We start from the raw sequence: 19,404 nt of genomic DNA, 5'->3' as shown, positions 1-19,404 counted from the left end.
CAAGGAATTTTTGCCAGTAACCGGAACCTAGTTCCGTAAAATGAAATGATGAGAGGTGGCATGGCTATCACGATCGGCGTGGATGTGGGCGGCACGTTCACAGACTTTCTCATGGTGGACACCGAGAGCGGTGAAGTGCGGACCGAGAAGGTGCCGACGACGGTGGACGATCGCGCGCGCGGCTTTCTTGCGGGCATCGACCAGCTGGGCGTGACGCCGGGCGATATCCGCTGGCTGGTGCATGGCACCACTGCCGGCACCAATGCCGTGCTGGAGCACAAGGGCGCGAAGGCGGGTCTCATCACCACCCGCGGCTTCCGCGACGTGCTGGAACTGGGCCGACGCACGCGACCCCACGCCTATGGCCTGTCCGGCACCTTCCGCCCGCTGATCCCGCGCGACCTGCGGCGCGAAGTGACCGAGCGGATGGATGCGCAGGGGCGGGTGCTGACCGCCCTGGCAATCGACGAAGTGGTGGCCGAGGCCAAGGCGCTGCTGGCCGAAGGCGTCGAATCGATCGCCATCCAATTCCTGCACGCCTACGTGAACCCCGAGCACGAGATTGCCGCCGCCGAGGCCGTGCGGGCCTTCTGGCCCAATCCCTATGTCGTCGCCTCGCACGAGATCGTCCGCGAGATGCGCGAGTTCGAGCGTGGCACCACCGCGGCGATCCATGCCTCGATCGCGCCCATCGTCTCGGCCTATATCACCCGCGTCGACAGCGCGCTTAAGGAGCGCGGCTTCGACCATGATCTGCTGATCATGCAGGCCAACGGCGGCATGGCCGGCGCGCCGGTCATCGCGGAGCACGCGGTGCATACGGTCATGTCCGGCCCGGCGGCGGGCGTGCTGGCGGCGGCCGAGCTGGCGCGGCTTGCGGGCTGCGAGAACGTCGTCACCGGCGACATGGGCGGCACCAGCTTCGACGTCGCGCTGATCAACGGCGGCACGCCGCTGGTGACGGCCGAGAAGGAACTGGCCTATGCCATGCCGATCCGCATCCCGATGATCGACATCTCGACCATCGGCGCGGGCGGCGGTTCCATTGCCCATATCGACAAGGCCGGGATGCTGCGTGTCGGCCCGGAAAGCGCCGGGTCGTTCCCGGGGCCGATCGGCTATGGCCGGGGCGGCGACCGGGTGACGATCACCGATTGCAACTACATGCTGGGCCGGCTCAATCCCCATGCCGTCACAGGCGCGACGAGCGATGCCTCGCTCGAGAAGATCGAGGCGGCGCTGATCGAGCAGGTCGGCAAACCGCTGAACATGGACGCCGTGGCCGCCGCGCAGGCGGTGATCGACGTGGCCGTGGCCGAGATGGCGGGGGCGATCCGGCTGATCTCGGTCGAGAAGGGCGTCGACCCGCGCGACTTCACCTACATGCCCTATGGCGGCGGCGGGCCGCTGCACGCGGTGGCCATCGCCCGGATGCTGAACCTGCCGCGCGTGCTGGTGCCGCGCTATCCCGGCCTGAACTCGGCGCTTGGCTGCATCCTGGCCGACGTGCGCCACGACTTCGTGCGCACGCTGAACCAGCCGCTGGCGGTGATCGCCGAAGGCGTCGTAGACGGCATCATCGCCGAGCAGCGTGACGCGGGCCTGGCCCTGCTGGCGCGCGAGAAGGTGGCGGTGGACGAGGTTGTCTTCCAGCACGAGTTCGACCTGCTTTATCGCGGCCAGTCGCATGTCCTGCGGATCCCGGCGCCCGAGGGTAACTTCGATGCCGAGGCGGTGCGCGCCGCCTTCCGCGAGGCATTCCTGGCCCGCTTCGGGATCGAGCTGCCGACGATGATCCCGATCCTGGTGAACATCCGCACGACGATCATCGGCAAGCGCGTCCACGTCGATCTCGCGCATTTCGCGCCGAAGGGCGGCGATGCCGAGAAGGCGCGCAAGGGCACCCGCCGCGCCTGGTTCGACGGCGCCTGGCACGAGGCGCAGGTCTATGACCGCGCGCAGCTGCCGCTGGGCCATGTCTTTTATGGACCGGCCATCGTCGAGCAGGACGACACCACATTGATCCTCGACCCGGGCACACGTTCCGAAGTCGATGAATTCGGCAATATCATCGTGACCTTCGAGGAGGCCGCAGCATGACCAACATGGCGTTCCAGACAACCCCGACCATCGACCCCGTGACGCTGACGGTGGTCGAGAAGGGCCTGCAGCAGGTCTGCACCGAGATGGACCTGGTGCATGAAAAGACCTCGTTCTCGCCGGTGATCTCCGAGGCCTACGACCGCTCGAACGGCATCTACGGCACCGCCGACGGGCGCATGATCTCGCAGGGGGAGACCGGGTTGCCGATCTTCCTCGGCGTGATGCAGGAATGTGTGAACTCGGTCATCAAGGAGCGTGCCGCCGATCTCGAACCCGGTGACATCATCATCGTGAACGACCCCTATCGGGGGGGCACCCACCTGATGGACGTCAAGATGGTCATGCCCTTCTACTACAAGGGCAAGCTCTGGTGCTATCTCGCCAATGCCGGGCACTGGCCCGACACCGGCGGCATGGTGCCGGGCGGCTTCTCGACCACGGCGACCGAGATCCACCAGGAAGGGCTGAGGATTCCGCCGGTCAAGATAATGAAGCGCGGGGAGATCGTGCAGGACGTGGTCGACATGATCCTCGCCAACATCCGCGTCTCGGAAGAGCGTATCGGCGATATCCTGGCGCAGATCGCCGCGCTGCGCGCCGGCGAGAAGGCGCTGACCGCGCTGATCGACCGCTATGGTCTCGAGGTGGTCAACGGCTGCGTCGCCGAGATCGAGGGCCGGGCAGAGCAGATGATGCGCGCCCATATCGCCGACATCCCGGACGGGGTCTATTCGGCCTCGGCCTTCATCGACAGCGATGGCGTGGTCAACGAACCGCTGGAAATCGCGCTGGATGTGACGGTTGCCGGAAGCGATATCACCTTCGATTTTTCGCGCTCGTCCAAGCCCTGCCGCGGGCCTCTGAACTCGGTCTGGGCAACGACGCAATCCTCGGTCTTCATCGGGATGAAGCACATCTTCCCAAACGTTCCGATGAACGCCGGCTGCTTCAAGCCGCTGAACGTGCTGCGGCCCAAGGGCACCTTCCTCTTCGCCGAGTATCCCCGCCCGGTGGCGGGATGTTCGGCCGAGGTGTCGCAGCGCATCATGGAGGCGGTGTTCCTTGCACTGGCCAAGGCGATCCCCGGCAAGCTCTTCGCGGCGCCGGCGGGCACTTCGGGGAACATCTCGCTGGGCGGGTTCGACCCGGAGACCGGCGAGCATTACATCATGTATTACTTCTCGGGCGGCGGCTACGGCGGCTGGTGGGATGGCGACGGCGTCTCGAACGGCTGCTCGACCATCGGCATCTCCAAGTCGCAGCCGGTGGAGATCCTGGAACAGCGCTATCCGCTGCTGGTCGAGAGATACGCCCTGCGCGAGGGCTCGTCGGGCAAGGGCCGCTTCCGCGGCGGCATGGGCGTCGACTACCGGATGCGGCTGCTGCGCGGCGAAGGCACCGCCTCATTCCTGATGGAGCACGGCCGCTTCGGGCCCCCGGGCATCCTCGGCGGTGGCGATGGCGCGCCGAACCGGATCCGCGTCAACATCGACGGCAGGGAATTCGAGCCCGAGCACATTTCCAAGGGCGAGAACTTCCACCTGCGCACCGGCGACTACATCGACGTCGGAACGCCGGGCGGGGGCGGCTATGGCGTGCCTGACGAGCGGTCGCCGGAAAGCCGCGACCACGACCTGAAGATGGGTTACGACGGCTGAGACCTTTGCGGGGCCGGCACGCCAATGGGCTGCCGGCCCCGTTCATGCGCAAATCACGATTGTCTTTCGAGGGCACCATGGACTCCAACTCCTCCAAATCGGCAGAGCTTTACGAACGCGCCAAGGCTGTCATGCCGGGCGGCAATACCCGTCACACCGTCTTCCGCGCGCCGTTCCAGGTCTACGCGGACCGCGGCGAGGGCTGCCGGATCATCGACATCGACGGCAAGAGCCGGATCGACGCGGTGGGCAACTTCACCTCGCTGATCCACGGCTATGGCTGCGAGGCGATCAAGGTGGCCGCCCGCGAACAGCTGGAGAAGGGGTTCTGCTTCGGCATGGCGACGCCGGGCGAGGTCCGCCTGGCCGAGATCCTGGCCGAGCGGCTGCCCTCGGTCGAGCAGGTGCGCTTCTGCAACTCGGGCACCGAGGCGGTGATGAACGCGATCAAGGTTGCGCGCGCCTTCACCGGCCGCGCCAAGATCGCCAAGTGCGAAGGCGCCTATCACGGCACCTATGACGTGGTGGAGACCAGCCAGAACGCCACGCCCGAGACCTGGGGCGACGCCGACTCGCCGAACTCGGTGCCAACCGCCGAGGGCACGCCGCAGGGCGTTCTGGATGACGTGGTCATCCTGCCGTTCAACAACGTCGAGGTGAGCGAGCGCATCCTGCGCGCCAAGGGCAACGACCTGGCCGGGATCCTGGTCGACGTGATGCCGAACCGCGCCGGGCTGGTGCCGGCCAGCCGCGAATTCCTCGAGATGCTGCGCCGGGTCAGCCGCGAGCTGGGCGCGCTGCTGATCTTCGACGAGGTCATCACTTTCCGCCTCGGCTTCAACGGCGCGCAGGGCCGCTACGGCATCTCGCCGGACGTCACCGCGCTTGGCAAGATCATCGGCGGCGGGATGCCCGTGGGCGCGGTTGCGGGCACGGCCGAGGTGATGTCGGTCTATGACCCTTCGAAGGGATCGCCGCGCGTACAGCACGGCGGCACCTTCTCGGCTAACCCGATGACGATGGTGGCGGGCATCGCCTCGATGGAGGCGCTGACGCCGGAGAGCTTCGAGCATCTCGACGCGCTTGGCGACCGCTTCCAGGAGAAGGCGACCGCGCTGTTCGACCGGCTTGGCATCGAGGCGCAGATCACCGGGCTCGGCTCGCTGCGGCGGGTCCACTTCAACCGGGCGCAGCTCAGCGACTTCCGCTCGACCGTGCTGGCCGGCGGCGATGGCGCGCAGAAGGTCGCGGCGCTGGCCAAGGCGCTGTTCGACGAGGGCGTGATCATCGCCGCGAACGGGCTGGTCTGCTTCTCGACGGTGATGACCTTCGACGACATCGATGAGATCGTCGATGCCTTCGAGCGGGCGCTGGCCAAGCTCGGCTGAGGCCCCGCGCAGCGGCGTTCAGAGCTCCGGCAGGTAGGCCTGGACGTCCTTGAGGCTGCGCAGAACGAAACTCGACCGCGTGTGCCGGATGCCGCGCACGCGGTAGAGCTTTTCCCGCAGGAAGGCTTCATAGCCCTTGGTCCCGGACACGGCGACCTTGAGCAGGTAGTCGAATTCGCCGGTGGTCAGGTGAACCTCCAGCACCTCGGGCATCGATTGCATCGTCTTGCCGAAATCCTCGACCACCTCGTCGTCGTGCCGGTCGAGGATGACGTCGATCATCACGATCTCTGACGCGCCAAGCTGTTCCTGGTCGAGGATCGCCGCATAGCCGCGGATGATGCCCTGTTCCTGCAGGCGGCGCACCCTTTGCCAGCAGGGGCTGGGCGACAACCCGACCCGCTGCGCAAGCTCGGTGTTCGAGGCGCGCCCGTCGGCGGCCAGCTCGCGCAGAATCATCCGGTCGATACGATCTAGGGTTTCATACGGCATGGTCGGTGGAATCTTTCGAAAATCTAGCTCGGGGCAAAAGATACATCCGAAATAACCCGAGCGACAGGGGCATTCAAAAGAACATTCTGCCCGACCGGGCGTATCCTTCGCGCCAGTGAAACCGGCGAAAGGGAGGCGCAGCCGTATGCGGTTGGTTTGCGATGATCCATTGAACGTGGCGGGCCGGGTGATCGACATGGCCCGGCGTCTCAGCCTCGAATTCGCCCAGTTTTCGGTAACGCATCTGGGCAGCGGCCGCGCCGTGCTGGCGCTGGAACTGCTCGACCCCGGCTGTGCCGAGGCACGCGTCTTCACCGCCCGCGTCGCCGCCCTGCCATATTTCGCGCTGGAGTCCGAAGATGTTTGAGGAAGTCTCGCCCCGACTACACGTGCCGGCCCCGGCGATCCGCCCCGGCGATGACCCCGACTTCAGCCACGTGGCGATCCCCCGCGCCGGTGCCGTCGACCGCCCCGAACCGGATACACGGCCCGAGGACATGCGCGAGATGGCCTTCTCGATCATCCGCGTTCTGAACCGCAAAGGCGAGGCCGTCGGCCCCTGGGCCGGATCGCTGAGCGGGGAGGCCCTGCTGCAGGGTCTGCGCGACATGATGACCCTGCGCACCTACGACGCGAGGATGCTGACGGCGCAGCGGCAGGGCAAATGTTCGTTCTATATGCAGCACCTGGGCGAAGAGGCGATTTCCTGCGCCTTCCAGCGGGCGCTGCGGCCGGGCGACATGAACTTTCCGACCTATCGCCAGGCCGGGCTGCTGATCGCGGCGGGCTATCCGCTGGTCAAGATGATGAACCAGGTCTACTCGAACGATGGCGACCCGGTGCGGGGGCGGCAACTGCCGGTCTTCTACAGCTCGAAGGAACACGGGTTCTTCTCGATCTCGGGCAACCTCGCCACGCAATACGTGCAGGCGGTGGGCTGGGCGATGGCGGCGGCGATCAAGGGCGACCGCAAGCTGGCGGCGGCCTGGATCGGCGACGGGTCGACCGCCGAGAGCGATTTCCACGGCGCGCTGGTCTTTGCCTCGACCTACAAGCCGCCGGTGATCCTGAACATCGTCAACAACCAGTGGGCGATCTCGACCTTCCAGGGCATTGCGCGCGGCGGGGCAGGGACCTTCGCGGCCCGGGCCCATGGCTTTGGACTGCCGGCGCTGCGGGTCGATGGCAACGACTTCCTGGCCGTGCACGCCGCCTCGCAATGGGCGGTGGAACGGGCGCGGCGCGATCTCGGCCCGACGATTATCGAGTTCGTGACCTATCGCGCCGGTGGGCATTCGACATCGGATGATCCTTCCGCTTACCGGCCCAAGGAAGAAGGCGCAGCCTGGCCGCTGGGCGACCCGATCCTGCGGCTGAAGGCGCACCTGATCCAGCTCGGGATCTGGTCGGAGGAGCGCCACAAGCAGGCCGAGGCCGAGATCCTGGCCGAGGTCATGGCGGTGCAGAAGGAGGCCGAGGCGATCGGCACCCTGCATTCCGGCCAGCGGCCCAGCCCGCGCGACATGTTCGAGGACGTATTTGCCGAGATGCCGCCGCACCTTCTGCGGCAGCGGCATGAAGTGGGGTATTGATCATGGCGCGCATGACGATGATCGAGGCCATCCGCGATGCCCATGCGGTGGCGATGGAGCGCGACAGCGACGTGGTCGTGCTGGGCGAGGACGTCGGCTATTTCGGCGGCGTGTTCCGCTGTACTGCGGGTCTGCAAAAAAGGTTTGGCGTCGAACGCTGCTTTGATACCCCGATCAGCGAACTGGGGATCGTCGGCACCGCCATCGGCATGGCGGCCTACGGGCTGAAGCCCATCGCCGAGATCCAGTTCGCCGATTACATGTATCCCGGCTATGACCAGATCGTCAGCGAGGCGGCACGCCTGCGCTATCGCTCGGCGGGAGAGTTCACCTGCCCGATGGTGATCCGGATGCCGACCGGCGGCGGCATCTTCGGCGCGCAGACCCACAGCCAGAGCCCCGAGGCGTTGTTCACCCATGTCGCCGGTCTCAAGACCGTGGTGCCCTCGAACCCGCGCGAGGCCAAGGGCCTGCTTCTGGCGGCCATCGCAGACCCCGACCCGGTGATCTTTCTCGAACCGAAGCGGCTCTACAACGGGCCTTTCGACGGTCACTTCGACCGCCCCTCGGTGCCCTGGTCCAAACACGAGGCCGGCGATGTGGAGCCGGGTTACTACGAGGTGCCGCTCGGCAAGGCGGCCGTTGTGCGCGAGGGGTCGGCGGCGACGCTCATCACCTATGGTACGATGGTGCATGTCGCGCTGGCGGCGGTCGCGGAAAGCGGAACGGATGTCGAGGTGATCGACCTGCGCACGCTGCTGCCGCTCGATCTCGAGACCATCACCGCCTCGGTCCGCAAGACCGGCCGCTGCATCGTGCTGCACGAGGCGACGCTGACATCGGGCTATGGCGCAGAGGTCACCGCGCTGGTGCAGCGCGAATGCTTCTACAGCCTCGAAGCGCCGGTGCTGCGGGTCGCGGGCTGGGACACGCCCTATCCCCATGCGCAGGAATGGGACTATTTTCCCGGTCCCGAGCGGGTGCGACGTGCAATCGACAAGGTGATGGAGGCGGAGTGATGGCGGAACTTACCTTCAAGCTGCCCGATATCGGCGAGGGCATCGCCGAGGCAGAGCTGGGCGAATGGCTGGTCAAGGTCGGCGACATCATCCGCGAGGATGACATCATCTGCGAGGTGACCACCGACAAGGCGACGGTCGAGATCCCGGCGGCGGTTGGCGGGCGGGTCACCTGGCTGGGCGGCAAGGCTGGCGAGGTCATGGCCATCGGCAGCGACCTGATCCGCATCGAGACGGACGAGGCCGTGGCGGTTGCCGCACCGGTCGAGACGCCCAGGGCCGAAGCGGTCGTAGCCGCACCCGAGCCGGCCCCCGCGCCGCCGGCACGCACCGAGCCGGCGGCGGCCCGCCGCAGCGCACCGCCCTCCGCCGGGCCCTTCGCGCGCAATGCCGCCGGACGTCCGTTGGCCGCGCCCTCGGTGCGGGGCCGCGCGCGCGATGCCGGCATTGACCTGCGGCAGGTCCGCGGCACCGGTCCCGCGGGCCGGATCCTGCACGAGGACCTTGATGACTTCCTGGCGCATGGCCCGGAGCTGGCCCGCCCCGGCGGCCTGGTCCGGCGAACCGGCGAGGCGGAGGTCCGCGTCACCGGCGTGCGCCGCAAGATCGCCGAGCGCATGGCACTGGCCAAGCAGCGCATCCCGCATTTCTCGATCATCGAAGAGGTCGACGTCGAGGCGCTGGAAGAGCTGCGCGCCCGGCTCAACGAGCGTTTCGGGGCCGAGCGCGGCCGCCTGACGCTGCTGCCCTTCCTGCTGCGCGCGCTGGCCGAGGCGGTGGTCGATCACCCCGAGATCAATGCGCATTACGACGATGTGGCCGGGGTCATCACGCGATATGAGGCGCTGCATTGCGGGATTGCCACGCAGACGCCCTCGGGGCTGATGGTGCCGGTGCTGGTCCATGCCGAGGCACGCATGCTTTGGGATACCGCCCGCGAGATCCGGCGGCTCTCGGACGCGGCGCGCGAACGGCGGATCGGGCCGGAGAGTCTGTCCGGTTCGACCCTGACGGTCACGTCGCTCGGCCCGCTGGGGGCGCTGGCGACGACCCCGATCATCAACCACCCCGAGGTGGCGATTGTCGGGGTCAACAAGATCGCCGTCCGCCCGGTCTGGGACGGCAAGGCCTTCATGCCGCGCCGGGTGATGAACCTGTCGTGCAGCTTCGACCACCGCGTGGTCGATGGCTGGGTCGCGGCCGAGTTCGTGGCCAAGGTCAAGTCGCTGCTGGAAACGCCGGCGATGCTGTTCATGGAGTGGCGCGATGAATGAACTGAGATGCTCCCTGCTAGTCATCGGCGGCGGCCCCGGCGGCTATGTCTGCGCCTCGCGCGCGGCGCGGCTGGGGGTCGACACCATCCTGGTCGAGGGCAACCGGGTCGGGGGCACCTGCCTCAACGTCGGCTGCATCCCCTCCAAGGCGCTGATCCATGCCGCCGATCTCTACCACGCGGCGGTGATGCAGTCGCGCGGCGGGATGCTGGGCATCACGGTCGCCGCGCCAAAGCTCGATTTCGCCCGGACGCAAGAGTGGTCGCGCGGCGTGGTCGACAAGCTCTGCGCGGGCGTCGGCGGGTTGCTGGAGCGCAGCGGCGTCAAGACGCTCAAGGGCTGGGCGCGGTTTCGCGATGGCAAGACCGTCGAGGTCGAGAGCGAGACCGGCCCGGTGCTGGTCCGCGCCGAGAACGTGGTGATCGCCACCGGCTCGCGGCCCGCCGAGGTGCCGGGACTGGCGGTGGGCGGCAGGGTGCTCGATTCCACCGCCGCGCTGGCCCTGCCCGAACCGCCCGCCCGGCTGGCGGTGATCGGCGCCGGCTACATCGGGCTGGAGCTGGGGACGGCATTTACCAAGCTCGGCAGCAAGGTCACGCTGATCGAGGCGGGGCCGTCGATCCTGCCGCAATACGACGAAAGGCTGACCCGGCCGGTGCGCCGCCGGCTGGGCGACTTGGGGATCGAGCTGCGGCTTGGCACGCGGTCGACAGGCTGGAACGACGCCACCGGCGAGCTTGGCCTCGACGGCGACAACGATCCGCTGGGGGTCGATGCCGTGCTGGTGACGGTCGGGCGGATGCCCTGCACCGACGGCATGGGCCTCGACGAGCTGGGCCTGCGCCAGAACGGGCCGTTCATCGAGGTGGACGATCGCTGCCGCACCTCGATGCGCGGAGTCTATGCCATCGGCGACGTCACCCACGGCCCGATGCTGGCGCACCGTGCCATGGCCCAGGGCGAGATCGTCGCCGATGTGGTCGCGGGCCATGCCGCCGCCTGGGACAAGGCCTGCGTGCCCGCCGTCTGCTTCACCGACCCCGAGATCGTCAGCGTTGGGCTGCTGCCTGCGGAGGTGCCCGAGGGCGTTGCCTCCAAGGTCAGCGAATTCCCGTTCCGCGCCAATGGCCGGGCACTGACGCTGGATGACACCGACGGTTTCGTGCGGATCGTCTCGCGCGAGAGCGACCATGTGATCCTTGGCATCCAGGCCACGGGTCCCGGTGTGTCCGAGCTGGTTTCGGGATTTGCCGTGGCAATCGAGGCCGGGCTGCGGGCCGAAGATCTTGCCGGCACGATCCACGCACACCCGACCCTGAGCGAGGCCCTGCAAGAGGCGGCGCTGATGCAGGTGTCTATGGCCAACCACGGCTGAACGAACATCGCATGTCGGGTTCGTCCGGCTGGTAACCTGCGGGTTGCCGGTCGGGTTCATGCGCCGAGGGGCGCGTATCGCTCCATCTGCCGGCGATGCCTCGTTGGTCGTCGCGGCCCATTTTTCACCAAAAAGACGACTGGCCGACATTTGGACAACGCGGTGCCGCAATGTTGCCGGCTCGGCCAAGTACCAATGTTGACATCGATTTCCTTCTATGGTTGCAGAGCCCTGAAAAGGCTCGGTTTCCAATGCCGATCATGAGGTTTCGGCCTCGGATCAAACCACCCTGACTGGGCTGCCGCCGTTGCCAGCCCGAAGAATGCACGAAAAATGAACCAGCCGACACAGTCTCCATCCTGCCAACCGCGTCGTCCGGGCAAGCCATGAACTGCCTGTCTGACCTGGAGATCAACGTCGCCGCCGCGTCGACCCTCGCCCTTCTGGCGATCTGCGCCCTGATCCTGGGCTGGATCGCGCGGAACAATCGCTTTGCCGGAAAATCCGCCTTCCTGCTGACGCTGGCCGCCATGCTGTGGTGGCTGCTCACGGTCTCGGTCGACCTGTCGTCCCAGGACGAGGCCTGCAAGATCGGCTGGTCGCTGGCGGCCTGGCCGGGCATCACCCTGCTGCCGATCGCCTGGACCTTCTTCGTCTTCGACTACACGTTGAACGCGGCACCGCGCCGCAAGCCGGGCCGTCTGCTGCTTTACGTCGGGTTGCCGGTGCTTGTCAGCCTCTTCGCTTTGACCAACGACCAGACCCAACTGATCTACGGCCCCGGCACGCATATGGTGATGCAGGACCCGCACCCCTATGTGGTCTTCGACCACGGCCCGGTCTTCTATGCGGTTGCCGCGTGCCTCTATCTCTTCGTGTCCAGCGCCGTCGGCGTTCTCGTCTATGCGTTGTTCAATGCCAAGAAGATCATCCGGCCCTTCCTGGCCGTGTTGCTGATCATCACCGCGGCGCCGGTCGCCGTGAACCTGGGCTATATCGTCTGGGGCCTGACGCTCTTCGGTTTCGACCCGACGCCCTTCATGTTCGCGGTCTCGCTCATCGCGCTGAGCTGGCTGCTGCTGAACAACACCTTGATGGACACCGCCGCCCAAGGACGCAGCCTGCTGTTCTACGCGACGCGGGATCCGATGTTCATCATCGATGCGGGCGGGCGGTTCATCGGTGCGAACCCGGCGGCCAAGACGCTGTTCAGCAAGCATATGCCCCGCCCGGGCGAGACGCTGGACAAGGTCGAGAAGGTAGGTCCGGTGGTGCGGGCCTTCCTGGAGACCGGCAAGTTCGAATCCGACGAACCGATCCGGCTGCGGGGGCGTTTCTTCGATCCCCGCGCGCTGCCGATCGAAAGCCCGATCCAGGCCAAGCGGTCTCTCCTGGGCTGGTCCATCTCGCTGGTCGACATCACCGCCCGGGAACACGCGGCCGAGGCGCTGCGCGAGGCGTTGGCCCATGCCGAGGCAGCCAACCACGCCAAGTCGCAGTTCCTTGCCATGATCAGCCATGAGCTGCGCACGCCGATGTCCTCGGTGAAGGGCGGGCTCGATCTGGCGCTGCTCGGAGTTGGCGGTGAGATTTCGCCGCAGTTGCGCAACCTGCTGACCATCGCGCAGCGCAACAGCCTGCGGCTGCTGAAGCTGGTCGATGACGTTCTCGACCTCCAGAAGCTCGACCTGAGCACGATCAAGCTGGAATCCCACGACCTCGACGCCGATGCCTTCCTGCGCGACGTCCGGGAGGAATACGAGGCCTATGCCAGCGAGGCCAAGGTCCGGCTCGACATCGTGTCGGAGGATGTGAACCTGCAGCTGCGCGCCGACCCGAACCGGCTGAAGCAGGTGGTCGGAAACGTGATATCCAACGCCATCAAGTTCTCGCCCGAGGACGGACAGGTGCGCTGTTCGACCCGGCTGGTGGGGAACAGGCTGCGCCTTTCGGTGCAGGACAGCGGTATCGGCATTCCGGACGGACAGGAAGACAAGGTGTTCGGACGGTTCAGCCAGGTGGAGAGCGGCACGTCGATCACCTCCGGCGGCTCGGGGCTGGGGATGCATATCGCCAAGCTGCTGATCGAGCGCATGGGCGGGGCGATCTCCTACGACAGCGAGCTTGGCGTCGGCACCACCTTCCACATCGACATGGCGCTGGCCGAAGCCCCCGTCAAGCAACCGGCACTGGGCGCGGGAGCGGCGTAACAGCCGCGATTCGCCCGGCCTGGAAGCGCGGTGGTGACTTGCCCGCCGGGACAGGCGTGGTTCCCGCCAATACCTGATGGCTGACGTTGCGTCCAACCGGGGCAGGGGCTGCCCGCGGCGAGAACAACCCGATTGACAGCTAAAAATTAGTGTCTGACAATCGGACGCAAATCCAGGCGTGACACGGCCTGGTATCCTGCGGAGGAGGAGGCCGAAGGATCGATGGGAGAGGACCTGCGTTCATCGCAGCGGCGCCGCCATGCCTTTGCGCAGCGCCCGCTGGCACCTCGGGAAGGCCGCCCGGCGCCCGGTGCGGCGCCTTGCGGGATGTCGTCCCGATGAGCCTCCGTGGTCGCCCGCTCAAGGTGAAATACGCCTATTACCAGATCGCGGACGAGATTCAGAAGCAGATCCTCGATGGTTCCATCAAGCCCGGTGAACGGCTGCCCGGAGAGGTCGAGCTGGCCGAGATGTTCGGCGTCACCCGTTCGACCGTGCGCGAGGGGCTGCGCCAGCTCGAGAACGACGGGCTGGTGCATCGCCCCACGCCCCGACGGCTTGAGGTCTGCCTGCCGCAGGTCGACGCGCTGACCGCCCGGGCCTCGCGCGCCATGGCCCTGATGCGGGTGAGTTTCCGGGATCTCTGGCAGGTGGCGATGGTGACCGAACCGCTGGCGGCGAACCTGGCGGCGGGTCTCATCACCGAAGAGGAAAAGAGCGAACTCCGCGCCATCCATGCCGAGATGGTCGCCGCGCAGCACGACGTCGAGGCGACGATCGACCTCGACCCCAGGTTTCATTCCTTCATTGCCGAGACGACCAAGAACCGCGTGCTGATCATGGCGCGGGAACCGGTGGCGCTGCTGCTCTACCGTGGGTTCGCGCAGGTCGCGCCGGTGGCGAAAATCGCCCTGCAACGCCAGATCGTCGCGCATGAGCATATCGTCGAGGCGATCTGCGCCGGCGATGCCGAGCTGGCGGAAACCTGGGCCCGGCGGCACATCGAGGATTTCTGGAGAGCCATCAACAAGGCCGGGCTGGCGGATCGCGCCGCCTTCAAGACAGCGGAAACATTCTGATGGTGGTCAAGCCGGATTTCGACCAGGACAGGCTGACCGCCGTGCTCGGCGGGCCGGTCACCCTCTCGCCGGTATCGAGCGGCCAGTCGAACCCGACCTGGTTCGTGGACACCGGCGACCGCCGGCTCGTCCTGCGCAAGAAGCCCCTCGGCGCGACCCTGTCGAGCGCCCATGCGATCGAGCGCGAATACCGCGTCATGGCCGCGCTGGAGGGTAGCGGTGTGCCGGTGCCGCGGATGGTGATGCTGGAAGAAGACCCCGATGTGCTGGGAACGCCCTTCTACATCATGGAGCGGCTCGACGGGCGGGTCTGGGAAGAAAGCGCGCTGCCCGGTCTGTCGCCGTCGCAGCGTGGTGCTGTCTATGGCGATGTCGCCCGAACGTTGGCCTGCCTGCACAGCGTCGACTGGAAGGCGCGGGGCCTCGACGACTTCGGGCGGCACGCGGATTACTACGCGCGGCAGGTCCGCCGCTGGGCGCGGCAGTGGAACGAGAGCAAGACCCGCGAAGACCGCGAGATCGACGCGCTCTCGGACTGGTTCGCGGCCAATACGCCGCGTGACAGCGGCACCTGCATCGTCCATGGCGACTACCGGATCGGCAACCTGATGATCGCGCCCTCGGGCGACAGGATCGCCGGGGTGCTCGACTGGGAGCTTTCGACGCTGGGCGACCCGCTGTCCGATCTCGCGCATCTGGCGATGTTCTGGTCGTTCGGGCCGGACCAGCTCGGCGGCATCGCCGGCCTGCCGCTGCAAGACCTCGGGCTGCCGACGATGCAGGCCTTCCTCGATGACTACCGCCGCGCCGGCGGATGCGCGGCCGATCTCACCCCGTTCCACCGCGCCTTCGCCTTCTACCGGATGTCCGTGATCTTCGAGGGCATCACCGCCCGCGCCAGGGCCGGGCAGGCCGCGAGTTCCGACGCCTTGCAGATCGGGGCGCTGGCGCCCTTCTGCGCGCAGAAGGCGATGGACATCCTTTCAACCGATCAGCTGATGTAGGGACCCGCCGCAGATGCACTTCGACTATTCCGACCGCACCAAGGCCCTTATGGCGCAGCTCCAGGCCTTCATGGACGACCATATCCTGCCGGCCAACCAGAAGTTCCACGACCTGGCGCACCAGGGGATCTACCCGCTCGAGGTGATCGAGCCGCTGAAGGCGAGGGCCTTCCAGGAAGGGCTGTGGAACATGTTCATGCCCGAACTCGAACCCGAGGATCCGGGCACCCGGCTCACCAATATCGAATATGCGCCGCTGGCCGAGATCATGGGCCGCGTGCCGTGGAGCCCCGAGGTTTTCAACTGCAACGCGCCTGATACCGGCAACATGGAGATCCTCAAGCGTTTCGCCACGCCCGAGCAGAAGAAGCGCTGGCTCGAGCCGCTGATGATGGGCGAGCTGCGCTCGGTCGTGGGCCTGACCGAACCGGACGCCGCCTCGTCGGACCTGACCAACCTCGCCACGACGATCCGTCGCGAGGGGGATGAATATGTCATCAACGGGCGCAAGTGGTTCTCGACCGGCGCGAAACATCCCAATGCCAAGCTGAGCATCGTCTTCGGCGTCTCCGACAGCGCGCCGGATGCCGACCCGCATCGCAAGCATTCGTTCATCCTGGTGCCGATGGACACGCCCGGCGTCCGCGTGGTGCGCGACGTGCCGATCATGCACCACCACGCGCCCGAGGGGCATTGCGAGGTTCTCTACGAGAACGTGCGCGTGCCGCTCGACGCGATGCTGGGCAAGGAGGGGGACGGTTTCATGCTGGCGCAGGCGCGGCTGGGGCCGGGGCGGATCCACCACTGCATGAGGACCATCGGGCAGTGCGAGCTGGCGCTCGAACTGATGTGCGAGCGGGCGCTGGAACGGCGCACCTTCGGCAAGGCGCTGGCTGACAACGCGAATATCCAGGACTGGATCGCCAACTCGCGGATCGAGATCGACAACGCCCGGCTGCGCGTGCTGCAGACCGCCTGGAAGATGGACATGGTCGGGGCCAAGGACGCGCGCATCGACGTCTCGGCCATCAAGGTGACGGCGGCGCGGCTTCAGACCCAGGTGGTCGACCGCGCGATGCAGGTCTTCGGCGCCGCCGGCCTGACCCCGGACACGCCACTCAGCTACCTCTGGACCTGGGGCCGCGCCATGCGGTTCCTCGACGGCCCCGACGAGGTGCATCTGAAGGTCGTCGCCCGCGAGGAGCTGAAGAAGGCCAAGTCCGCCGCCGGGCGCAACCTGGCGCATTACGTCCTGCCGATTAAGGCCTGAGAGCAGCCAGGCAGGAACCGGGGGAAGAGATGAACTTCGAGACGATCACGACAGAGCAGGCGGACGGCGTCCTCACCATCACGCTGAACCGGCCGGACCGGCTGAACGCCTTCACGCGCCAGATGACCGAGGATCTGCTGGCCGCGCTCGACATCGCCGATGCCGAGGATGCAGTCCGCGCGGTGATCGTGACCGGCGCGGGCCGGGGGTTCTGCGCCGGGGTCGACCTCGACGCCGATGACGCCTTTACCGAGGCCAAGGTCGACCCTGCCTCTACCGATCCGCAGGTCTGGGCCGATCCCGCCAACCGCGACTGGGGCGGCATTCTGGCGCTGCGGCTGTTCCGCTGCCTCAAGCCGGTGATCGCCGCGGTGAACGGGCCGGCGGTCGGGATCGGGGCGACGATGCAGCTGCCGATGGACTTCCGCCTGGCCTCGGAAGCCGCGCGGTTCGGCTTTGTCTTTGCCCGCCGCGGCATCGTGCCCGAGGCCGCCTCGTCCTGGTTCCTGCCGCGCCTCGTCGGCATGTCGCAGGCGCTGGAGTGGAGTTATACCGGCCGGGTCTTCGGCGCCGAAGAGGCGCTGGCGGGCGGGCTGGTCCGCTCGGTCCACGCGCCGGATGACCTGTTGCCGGCGGCCCGCGCGCTTGCGGCCGAGATCGCCGCGAACACCGCCCCCGTTTCGATCGCGCTGACCCGCCAGATGATGTGGCGCATGGCCGGGGCCGATCACCCGATGCGGGCGCACCAGATCGACAGCCGGGCCATCGCCGCGCGCAGCGCATCGGGCGATGCCCGCGAAGGCGTCGCCAGCTTCCTTGAAAAACGGCCGCCATCCTTCCCCGATCGCGTGTCGCAGGACATGCCGGGGTTCTTCCCATGGTGGCACGAACCGGGCTGGAACGAGGAGACCAACAAATGAGCGGCGAAATCCTGACAGAGCGCCACGGCGCGGTGACGGTCCTGCGGCTGCACGACCCGGCCACGATGAACGCGCTGACACCACAGATGGCGCGTGGCCTGAACGCGCTGTTGCAGCAGGAAGTCGCCGCAGGCGCGCGGGCCATCGTGCTGGCGGGCGGGGAACGCGCATTTTCCACCGGCGCCAACCTCAAGGCGGCGATGCCGCGGGACATGGCAAGTTTCGACGTCGGCGCCACGCTGGAAGAGGACTACAACCCGCTGATGCGCGCGATCCGTGACCTGCCGGTGCCGCTGGTCTCGGCGGTGCAGGGCGCGGTGGCCGGGGTCGGCGCCTCGATCGCGCTGGCCTGCGACATCATCGTCGCCGGGCGCAGCGCCTATTTCCTCGAAGCCTTCGCCCGCATCGGCCTGATCCCCGACGGCGGCGCGACCTGGCTTCTGACCCGCGCCGTCGGCCGGGTGCGGGCGATGGAGATGATGCTGCTCGCTGAAAAGCTGCCGGCCGAGCGGGCGCATGACTGGGGGCTGGTGACGCGGCTGGCCGAGGATGACGCGGTCGAGGCGGTGGCGATGGAGATCGCGCAGACCCTCTCGCGCGGACCGCGGCGCAGCTATGCGCTGATCCGCAAGGCCGCCTGGAGCGCGGCGGACAGCAGCTTTGACGAGGCGCTGCAGACCGAACGCCAGTTGCAGAAACTGGCGGGCGAGACGCCCGACTTCGCCGAGGGCCTCGCGGCATTCAAGGAGAAGCGGCCCGCCGTCTTCCCCGAATGAATCGAACGGCCGGAGCGGGAACGGGTGGAGGAGCCACCAACCGCGCCGGTCAGAAAAAGACATGGTAACAGGAGGATAGAAACCATGAATTACAGACTGAAAGCCCTGCTTGCAGGGGCATCCCTGATGGCGGCAGCCGGTGCGGCGCAGGCCGACCAGATGACCTTCGCGGGCGGCTGGCCCCCGAACTCGGCCCCCACCGCCAAGCTCGAGGAATTCGCGACCGCGGTCGGCGAATACAGCAAGGGCGACGTGACGATGAAGGTCTTCCCGCTCTCGCTGCTCAGCTTCGCCGAGGCCAACGCCGGCGTGCGCGACGGGATCGCCGACATGACCGCCAACCTGATGGCCTACTTCCCCGCCGAGTTCTCGCATTTCAACATGCTGGCCGAATTCTCGGAACTGGTCGAACTCGAGCAGTTCGCGGGTGAAATGAGCAGCCTCGCCTTCACCGGCGCGATCATCGAATACGTGATGAACAGCTGCCCGGACTGCATGGACCAGATCGCCGCGCAGAACCAGGTCTACCTCGGGGCGAGCTCGACCACCTCCTACGTGCTGCAATGCGTGGTGCCCCTTGCCACCGTCGATGACCTGAAGGGCAAGCGCATCCGCGCCGCCGGCGCCTACTGGGCCCGCTGGGCTGAAACCGTGGGCGCGGTTCCGGTCTCCATGTCGATCAACGAGACGCTGGAAGGCCTGAACCAGGGCGTGGTCGACTGCACCGCCAGCAACACCGCCGACTTCGTCAACTTCGGCTTCATCGACGTGGTCAAGTATCTCTACGTCGGCCTGCCGGGCGCACAGTTCAACGTGACCTACACGATGAACCGCGACAGCTGGAACAGCCTCTCGGTCGAAAGCAAGACCGCGATGCTTAAGGCGAGCGCCAAGCTCGCCGCCGACATCACCTTCGTCTACATCCAGGAAGCGCGCGCCGGCAAGGAACGCGCCCCCGCGAAGGGCATCGAATACGGCCCCGCATCTGACGCGCTGGTCGCGATGAACCGCGACTTCATCGCCAAGGACAAGGACGCCATCGGCGCGATCTACAAGGAGCGTTTCGGCATCGAGACCGGTTCGCAGGCCGCTACGGCGCTGACCGAGCTGATGACGAAATGGACCGGCTTGACCAAGGACGTTGCCAGCCCCGAGGCCCTGGCCGAGGTCTACTGGAACGAGATCTTCTCCAAGATCGACCCCGCGACCTACGGCAAGTGAAGCCGCTGGGCTGAAAACCGCTT

The 19,404-nt window shown here is 67.0% G+C and carries 16 protein-coding genes; 15 read left to right on the top strand and 1 reads right to left on the bottom strand.

What is annotated here, in order from left to right; translation table 11 throughout:
* Positions 1–60 precede the first annotated feature (60 nt).
* From IE266_RS20165 to IE266_RS20155, 3 genes are all read left to right on the top strand, one after another.
* Positions 61–2,100 carry a hydantoinase/oxoprolinase family protein gene (locus IE266_RS20165; protein ID WP_189681928.1) on the top strand — a complete coding sequence of 680 codons (2,040 nt, stop codon included), beginning with the start codon at positions 61–63 and terminating at the stop codon, positions 2,098–2,100.
* Complete coding sequence (locus tag IE266_RS20160; RefSeq protein WP_229864327.1) at positions 2,097–3,761, top strand: hydantoinase B/oxoprolinase family protein; 1,665 nt, start codon at positions 2,097–2,099, stop codon at positions 3,759–3,761. Before IE266_RS20165 ends, IE266_RS20160 begins: the two co-directional genes overlap by 4 nt.
* A gap of 77 nt (positions 3,762–3,838) precedes the next feature.
* Positions 3,839–5,149: an aspartate aminotransferase family protein gene (locus IE266_RS20155; RefSeq protein WP_189681927.1), complete on the top strand. Its 1,311-nt coding sequence runs from the start codon at positions 3,839–3,841 to the stop codon at positions 5,147–5,149.
* An 18-nt stretch (positions 5,150–5,167) separates the two neighbouring features.
* On the opposite strand, the gene IE266_RS20150 is transcribed toward IE266_RS20155, so the two are convergent.
* On the bottom strand, positions 5,168–5,641 hold the full coding sequence (locus tag IE266_RS20150) for an Lrp/AsnC family transcriptional regulator (protein WP_189681926.1): 474 nt from the start codon (positions 5,639–5,641) through the stop codon (positions 5,168–5,170).
* A gap of 145 nt (positions 5,642–5,786) precedes the next feature.
* Here IE266_RS20150 and IE266_RS20145 point away from each other — a divergent pair, with 145 nt between their 5' ends.
* The 12 genes from IE266_RS20145 (at position 5,787) to IE266_RS20090 (ending at position 19,381) form a co-directional block, all read left to right on the top strand.
* Positions 5,787–6,008, top strand: a complete 222-nt coding sequence (locus IE266_RS20145; RefSeq protein ID WP_189681925.1) for a hypothetical protein — start codon at positions 5,787–5,789, stop codon at positions 6,006–6,008.
* Complete coding sequence (locus tag IE266_RS20140) at positions 6,001–7,233, top strand: thiamine pyrophosphate-dependent enzyme (protein ID WP_189681924.1); 1,233 nt, start codon at positions 6,001–6,003, stop codon at positions 7,231–7,233. Before IE266_RS20145 ends, IE266_RS20140 begins: the two co-directional genes overlap by 8 nt.
* Positions 7,234–7,235: 2 nt before the next feature.
* Complete coding sequence (locus IE266_RS20135) at positions 7,236–8,252, top strand: alpha-ketoacid dehydrogenase subunit beta (RefSeq protein WP_189681923.1); 1,017 nt, start codon at positions 7,236–7,238, stop codon at positions 8,250–8,252.
* Positions 8,252–9,526 (top strand): dihydrolipoamide acetyltransferase family protein, encoded by a 1,275-nt coding sequence (locus IE266_RS20130; RefSeq protein WP_189681922.1) that lies wholly within the window; start codon positions 8,252–8,254, stop codon positions 9,524–9,526. Before IE266_RS20135 ends, IE266_RS20130 begins: the two co-directional genes overlap by 1 nt.
* Positions 9,519–10,901, top strand: coding sequence for a dihydrolipoyl dehydrogenase (lpdA, locus tag IE266_RS20125; RefSeq protein ID WP_189681921.1), 1,383 nt, complete (start codon positions 9,519–9,521; stop codon positions 10,899–10,901). The genes IE266_RS20130 and lpdA overlap by 8 nt, the downstream gene beginning before the upstream one ends.
* Before the next feature lie 386 nt (positions 10,902–11,287).
* Complete coding sequence (locus IE266_RS20120) at positions 11,288–13,111, top strand: sensor histidine kinase (RefSeq protein WP_189681920.1); 1,824 nt, start codon at positions 11,288–11,290, stop codon at positions 13,109–13,111.
* Between the two features lie 338 nt (positions 13,112–13,449).
* On the top strand, positions 13,450–14,190 hold the full coding sequence (locus tag IE266_RS20115) for a FadR/GntR family transcriptional regulator (protein WP_189681919.1): 741 nt from the start codon (positions 13,450–13,452) through the stop codon (positions 14,188–14,190).
* Positions 14,190–15,194 carry a phosphotransferase family protein gene (locus tag IE266_RS20110; RefSeq protein WP_189681918.1) on the top strand — a complete coding sequence of 335 codons (1,005 nt, stop codon included), beginning with the start codon at positions 14,190–14,192 and terminating at the stop codon, positions 15,192–15,194. Before IE266_RS20115 ends, IE266_RS20110 begins: the two co-directional genes overlap by 1 nt.
* A gap of 13 nt (positions 15,195–15,207) precedes the next feature.
* Entirely contained in the window at positions 15,208–16,464 is a 1,257-nt protein-coding gene (locus IE266_RS20105; RefSeq protein WP_189681917.1) for an acyl-CoA dehydrogenase family protein, read from the top strand.
* Positions 16,465–16,493: 29 nt separating this feature from the next.
* Positions 16,494–17,384: a crotonase/enoyl-CoA hydratase family protein gene (locus IE266_RS20100; protein WP_189681916.1), complete on the top strand. Its 891-nt coding sequence runs from the start codon at positions 16,494–16,496 to the stop codon at positions 17,382–17,384.
* On the top strand, positions 17,381–18,160 hold the full coding sequence (locus tag IE266_RS20095; RefSeq protein WP_189681915.1) for an enoyl-CoA hydratase-related protein: 780 nt from the start codon (positions 17,381–17,383) through the stop codon (positions 18,158–18,160). The genes IE266_RS20100 and IE266_RS20095 overlap by 4 nt, the downstream gene beginning before the upstream one ends.
* Positions 18,161–18,244: 84 nt before the next feature.
* Positions 18,245–19,381, top strand: coding sequence for a C4-dicarboxylate TRAP transporter substrate-binding protein (locus IE266_RS20090; protein WP_189681914.1), 1,137 nt, complete (start codon positions 18,245–18,247; stop codon positions 19,379–19,381).
* Positions 19,382–19,404: the final 23 nt, after the last annotated feature.

Source organism: Seohaeicola zhoushanensis (genome assembly GCF_014656415.1).
GTDB classification, from domain to species: domain Bacteria; phylum Pseudomonadota; class Alphaproteobacteria; order Rhodobacterales; family Rhodobacteraceae; genus Seohaeicola_A; species Seohaeicola_A zhoushanensis.
Note: the sequence above shows the minus strand (reverse complement) of the source record. Positions and strands in the feature narration are given on the sequence as shown.

Bases quoted from the DNA above. Each gene is read 5' to 3' on its own strand.
- IE266_RS20165 (WP_189681928.1), top strand. From the start codon at position 61: ATGGCTATCACGATCGGCGTGGATGTGGGCGGCACGTTCACAGACTTT.
- IE266_RS20160 (WP_229864327.1), top strand. From the start codon at position 2,097: ATGACCAACATGGCGTTCCAGACAACCCCGACCATCGACCCCGTGACG.
- IE266_RS20155 (WP_189681927.1), top strand. From the start codon at position 3,839: ATGGACTCCAACTCCTCCAAATCGGCAGAGCTTTACGAACGCGCCAAG.
- IE266_RS20150 (WP_189681926.1), bottom strand. From the start codon at position 5,641: ATGCCGTATGAAACCCTAGATCGTATCGACCGGATGATTCTGCGCGAG.
- IE266_RS20145 (WP_189681925.1), top strand. From the start codon at position 5,787: ATGCGGTTGGTTTGCGATGATCCATTGAACGTGGCGGGCCGGGTGATC.
- IE266_RS20140 (WP_189681924.1), top strand. From the start codon at position 6,001: ATGTTTGAGGAAGTCTCGCCCCGACTACACGTGCCGGCCCCGGCGATC.
- IE266_RS20135 (WP_189681923.1), top strand. From the start codon at position 7,236: ATGGCGCGCATGACGATGATCGAGGCCATCCGCGATGCCCATGCGGTG.
- IE266_RS20130 (WP_189681922.1), top strand. From the start codon at position 8,252: ATGGCGGAACTTACCTTCAAGCTGCCCGATATCGGCGAGGGCATCGCC.
- lpdA (WP_189681921.1), top strand. From the start codon at position 9,519: ATGAATGAACTGAGATGCTCCCTGCTAGTCATCGGCGGCGGCCCCGGC.
- IE266_RS20120 (WP_189681920.1), top strand. From the start codon at position 11,288: ATGAACTGCCTGTCTGACCTGGAGATCAACGTCGCCGCCGCGTCGACC.
- IE266_RS20115 (WP_189681919.1), top strand. From the start codon at position 13,450: ATGAGCCTCCGTGGTCGCCCGCTCAAGGTGAAATACGCCTATTACCAG.
- IE266_RS20110 (WP_189681918.1), top strand. From the start codon at position 14,190: ATGGTGGTCAAGCCGGATTTCGACCAGGACAGGCTGACCGCCGTGCTC.
- IE266_RS20105 (WP_189681917.1), top strand. From the start codon at position 15,208: ATGCACTTCGACTATTCCGACCGCACCAAGGCCCTTATGGCGCAGCTC.
- IE266_RS20100 (WP_189681916.1), top strand. From the start codon at position 16,494: ATGAACTTCGAGACGATCACGACAGAGCAGGCGGACGGCGTCCTCACC.
- IE266_RS20095 (WP_189681915.1), top strand. From the start codon at position 17,381: ATGAGCGGCGAAATCCTGACAGAGCGCCACGGCGCGGTGACGGTCCTG.
- IE266_RS20090 (WP_189681914.1), top strand. From the start codon at position 18,245: ATGAATTACAGACTGAAAGCCCTGCTTGCAGGGGCATCCCTGATGGCG.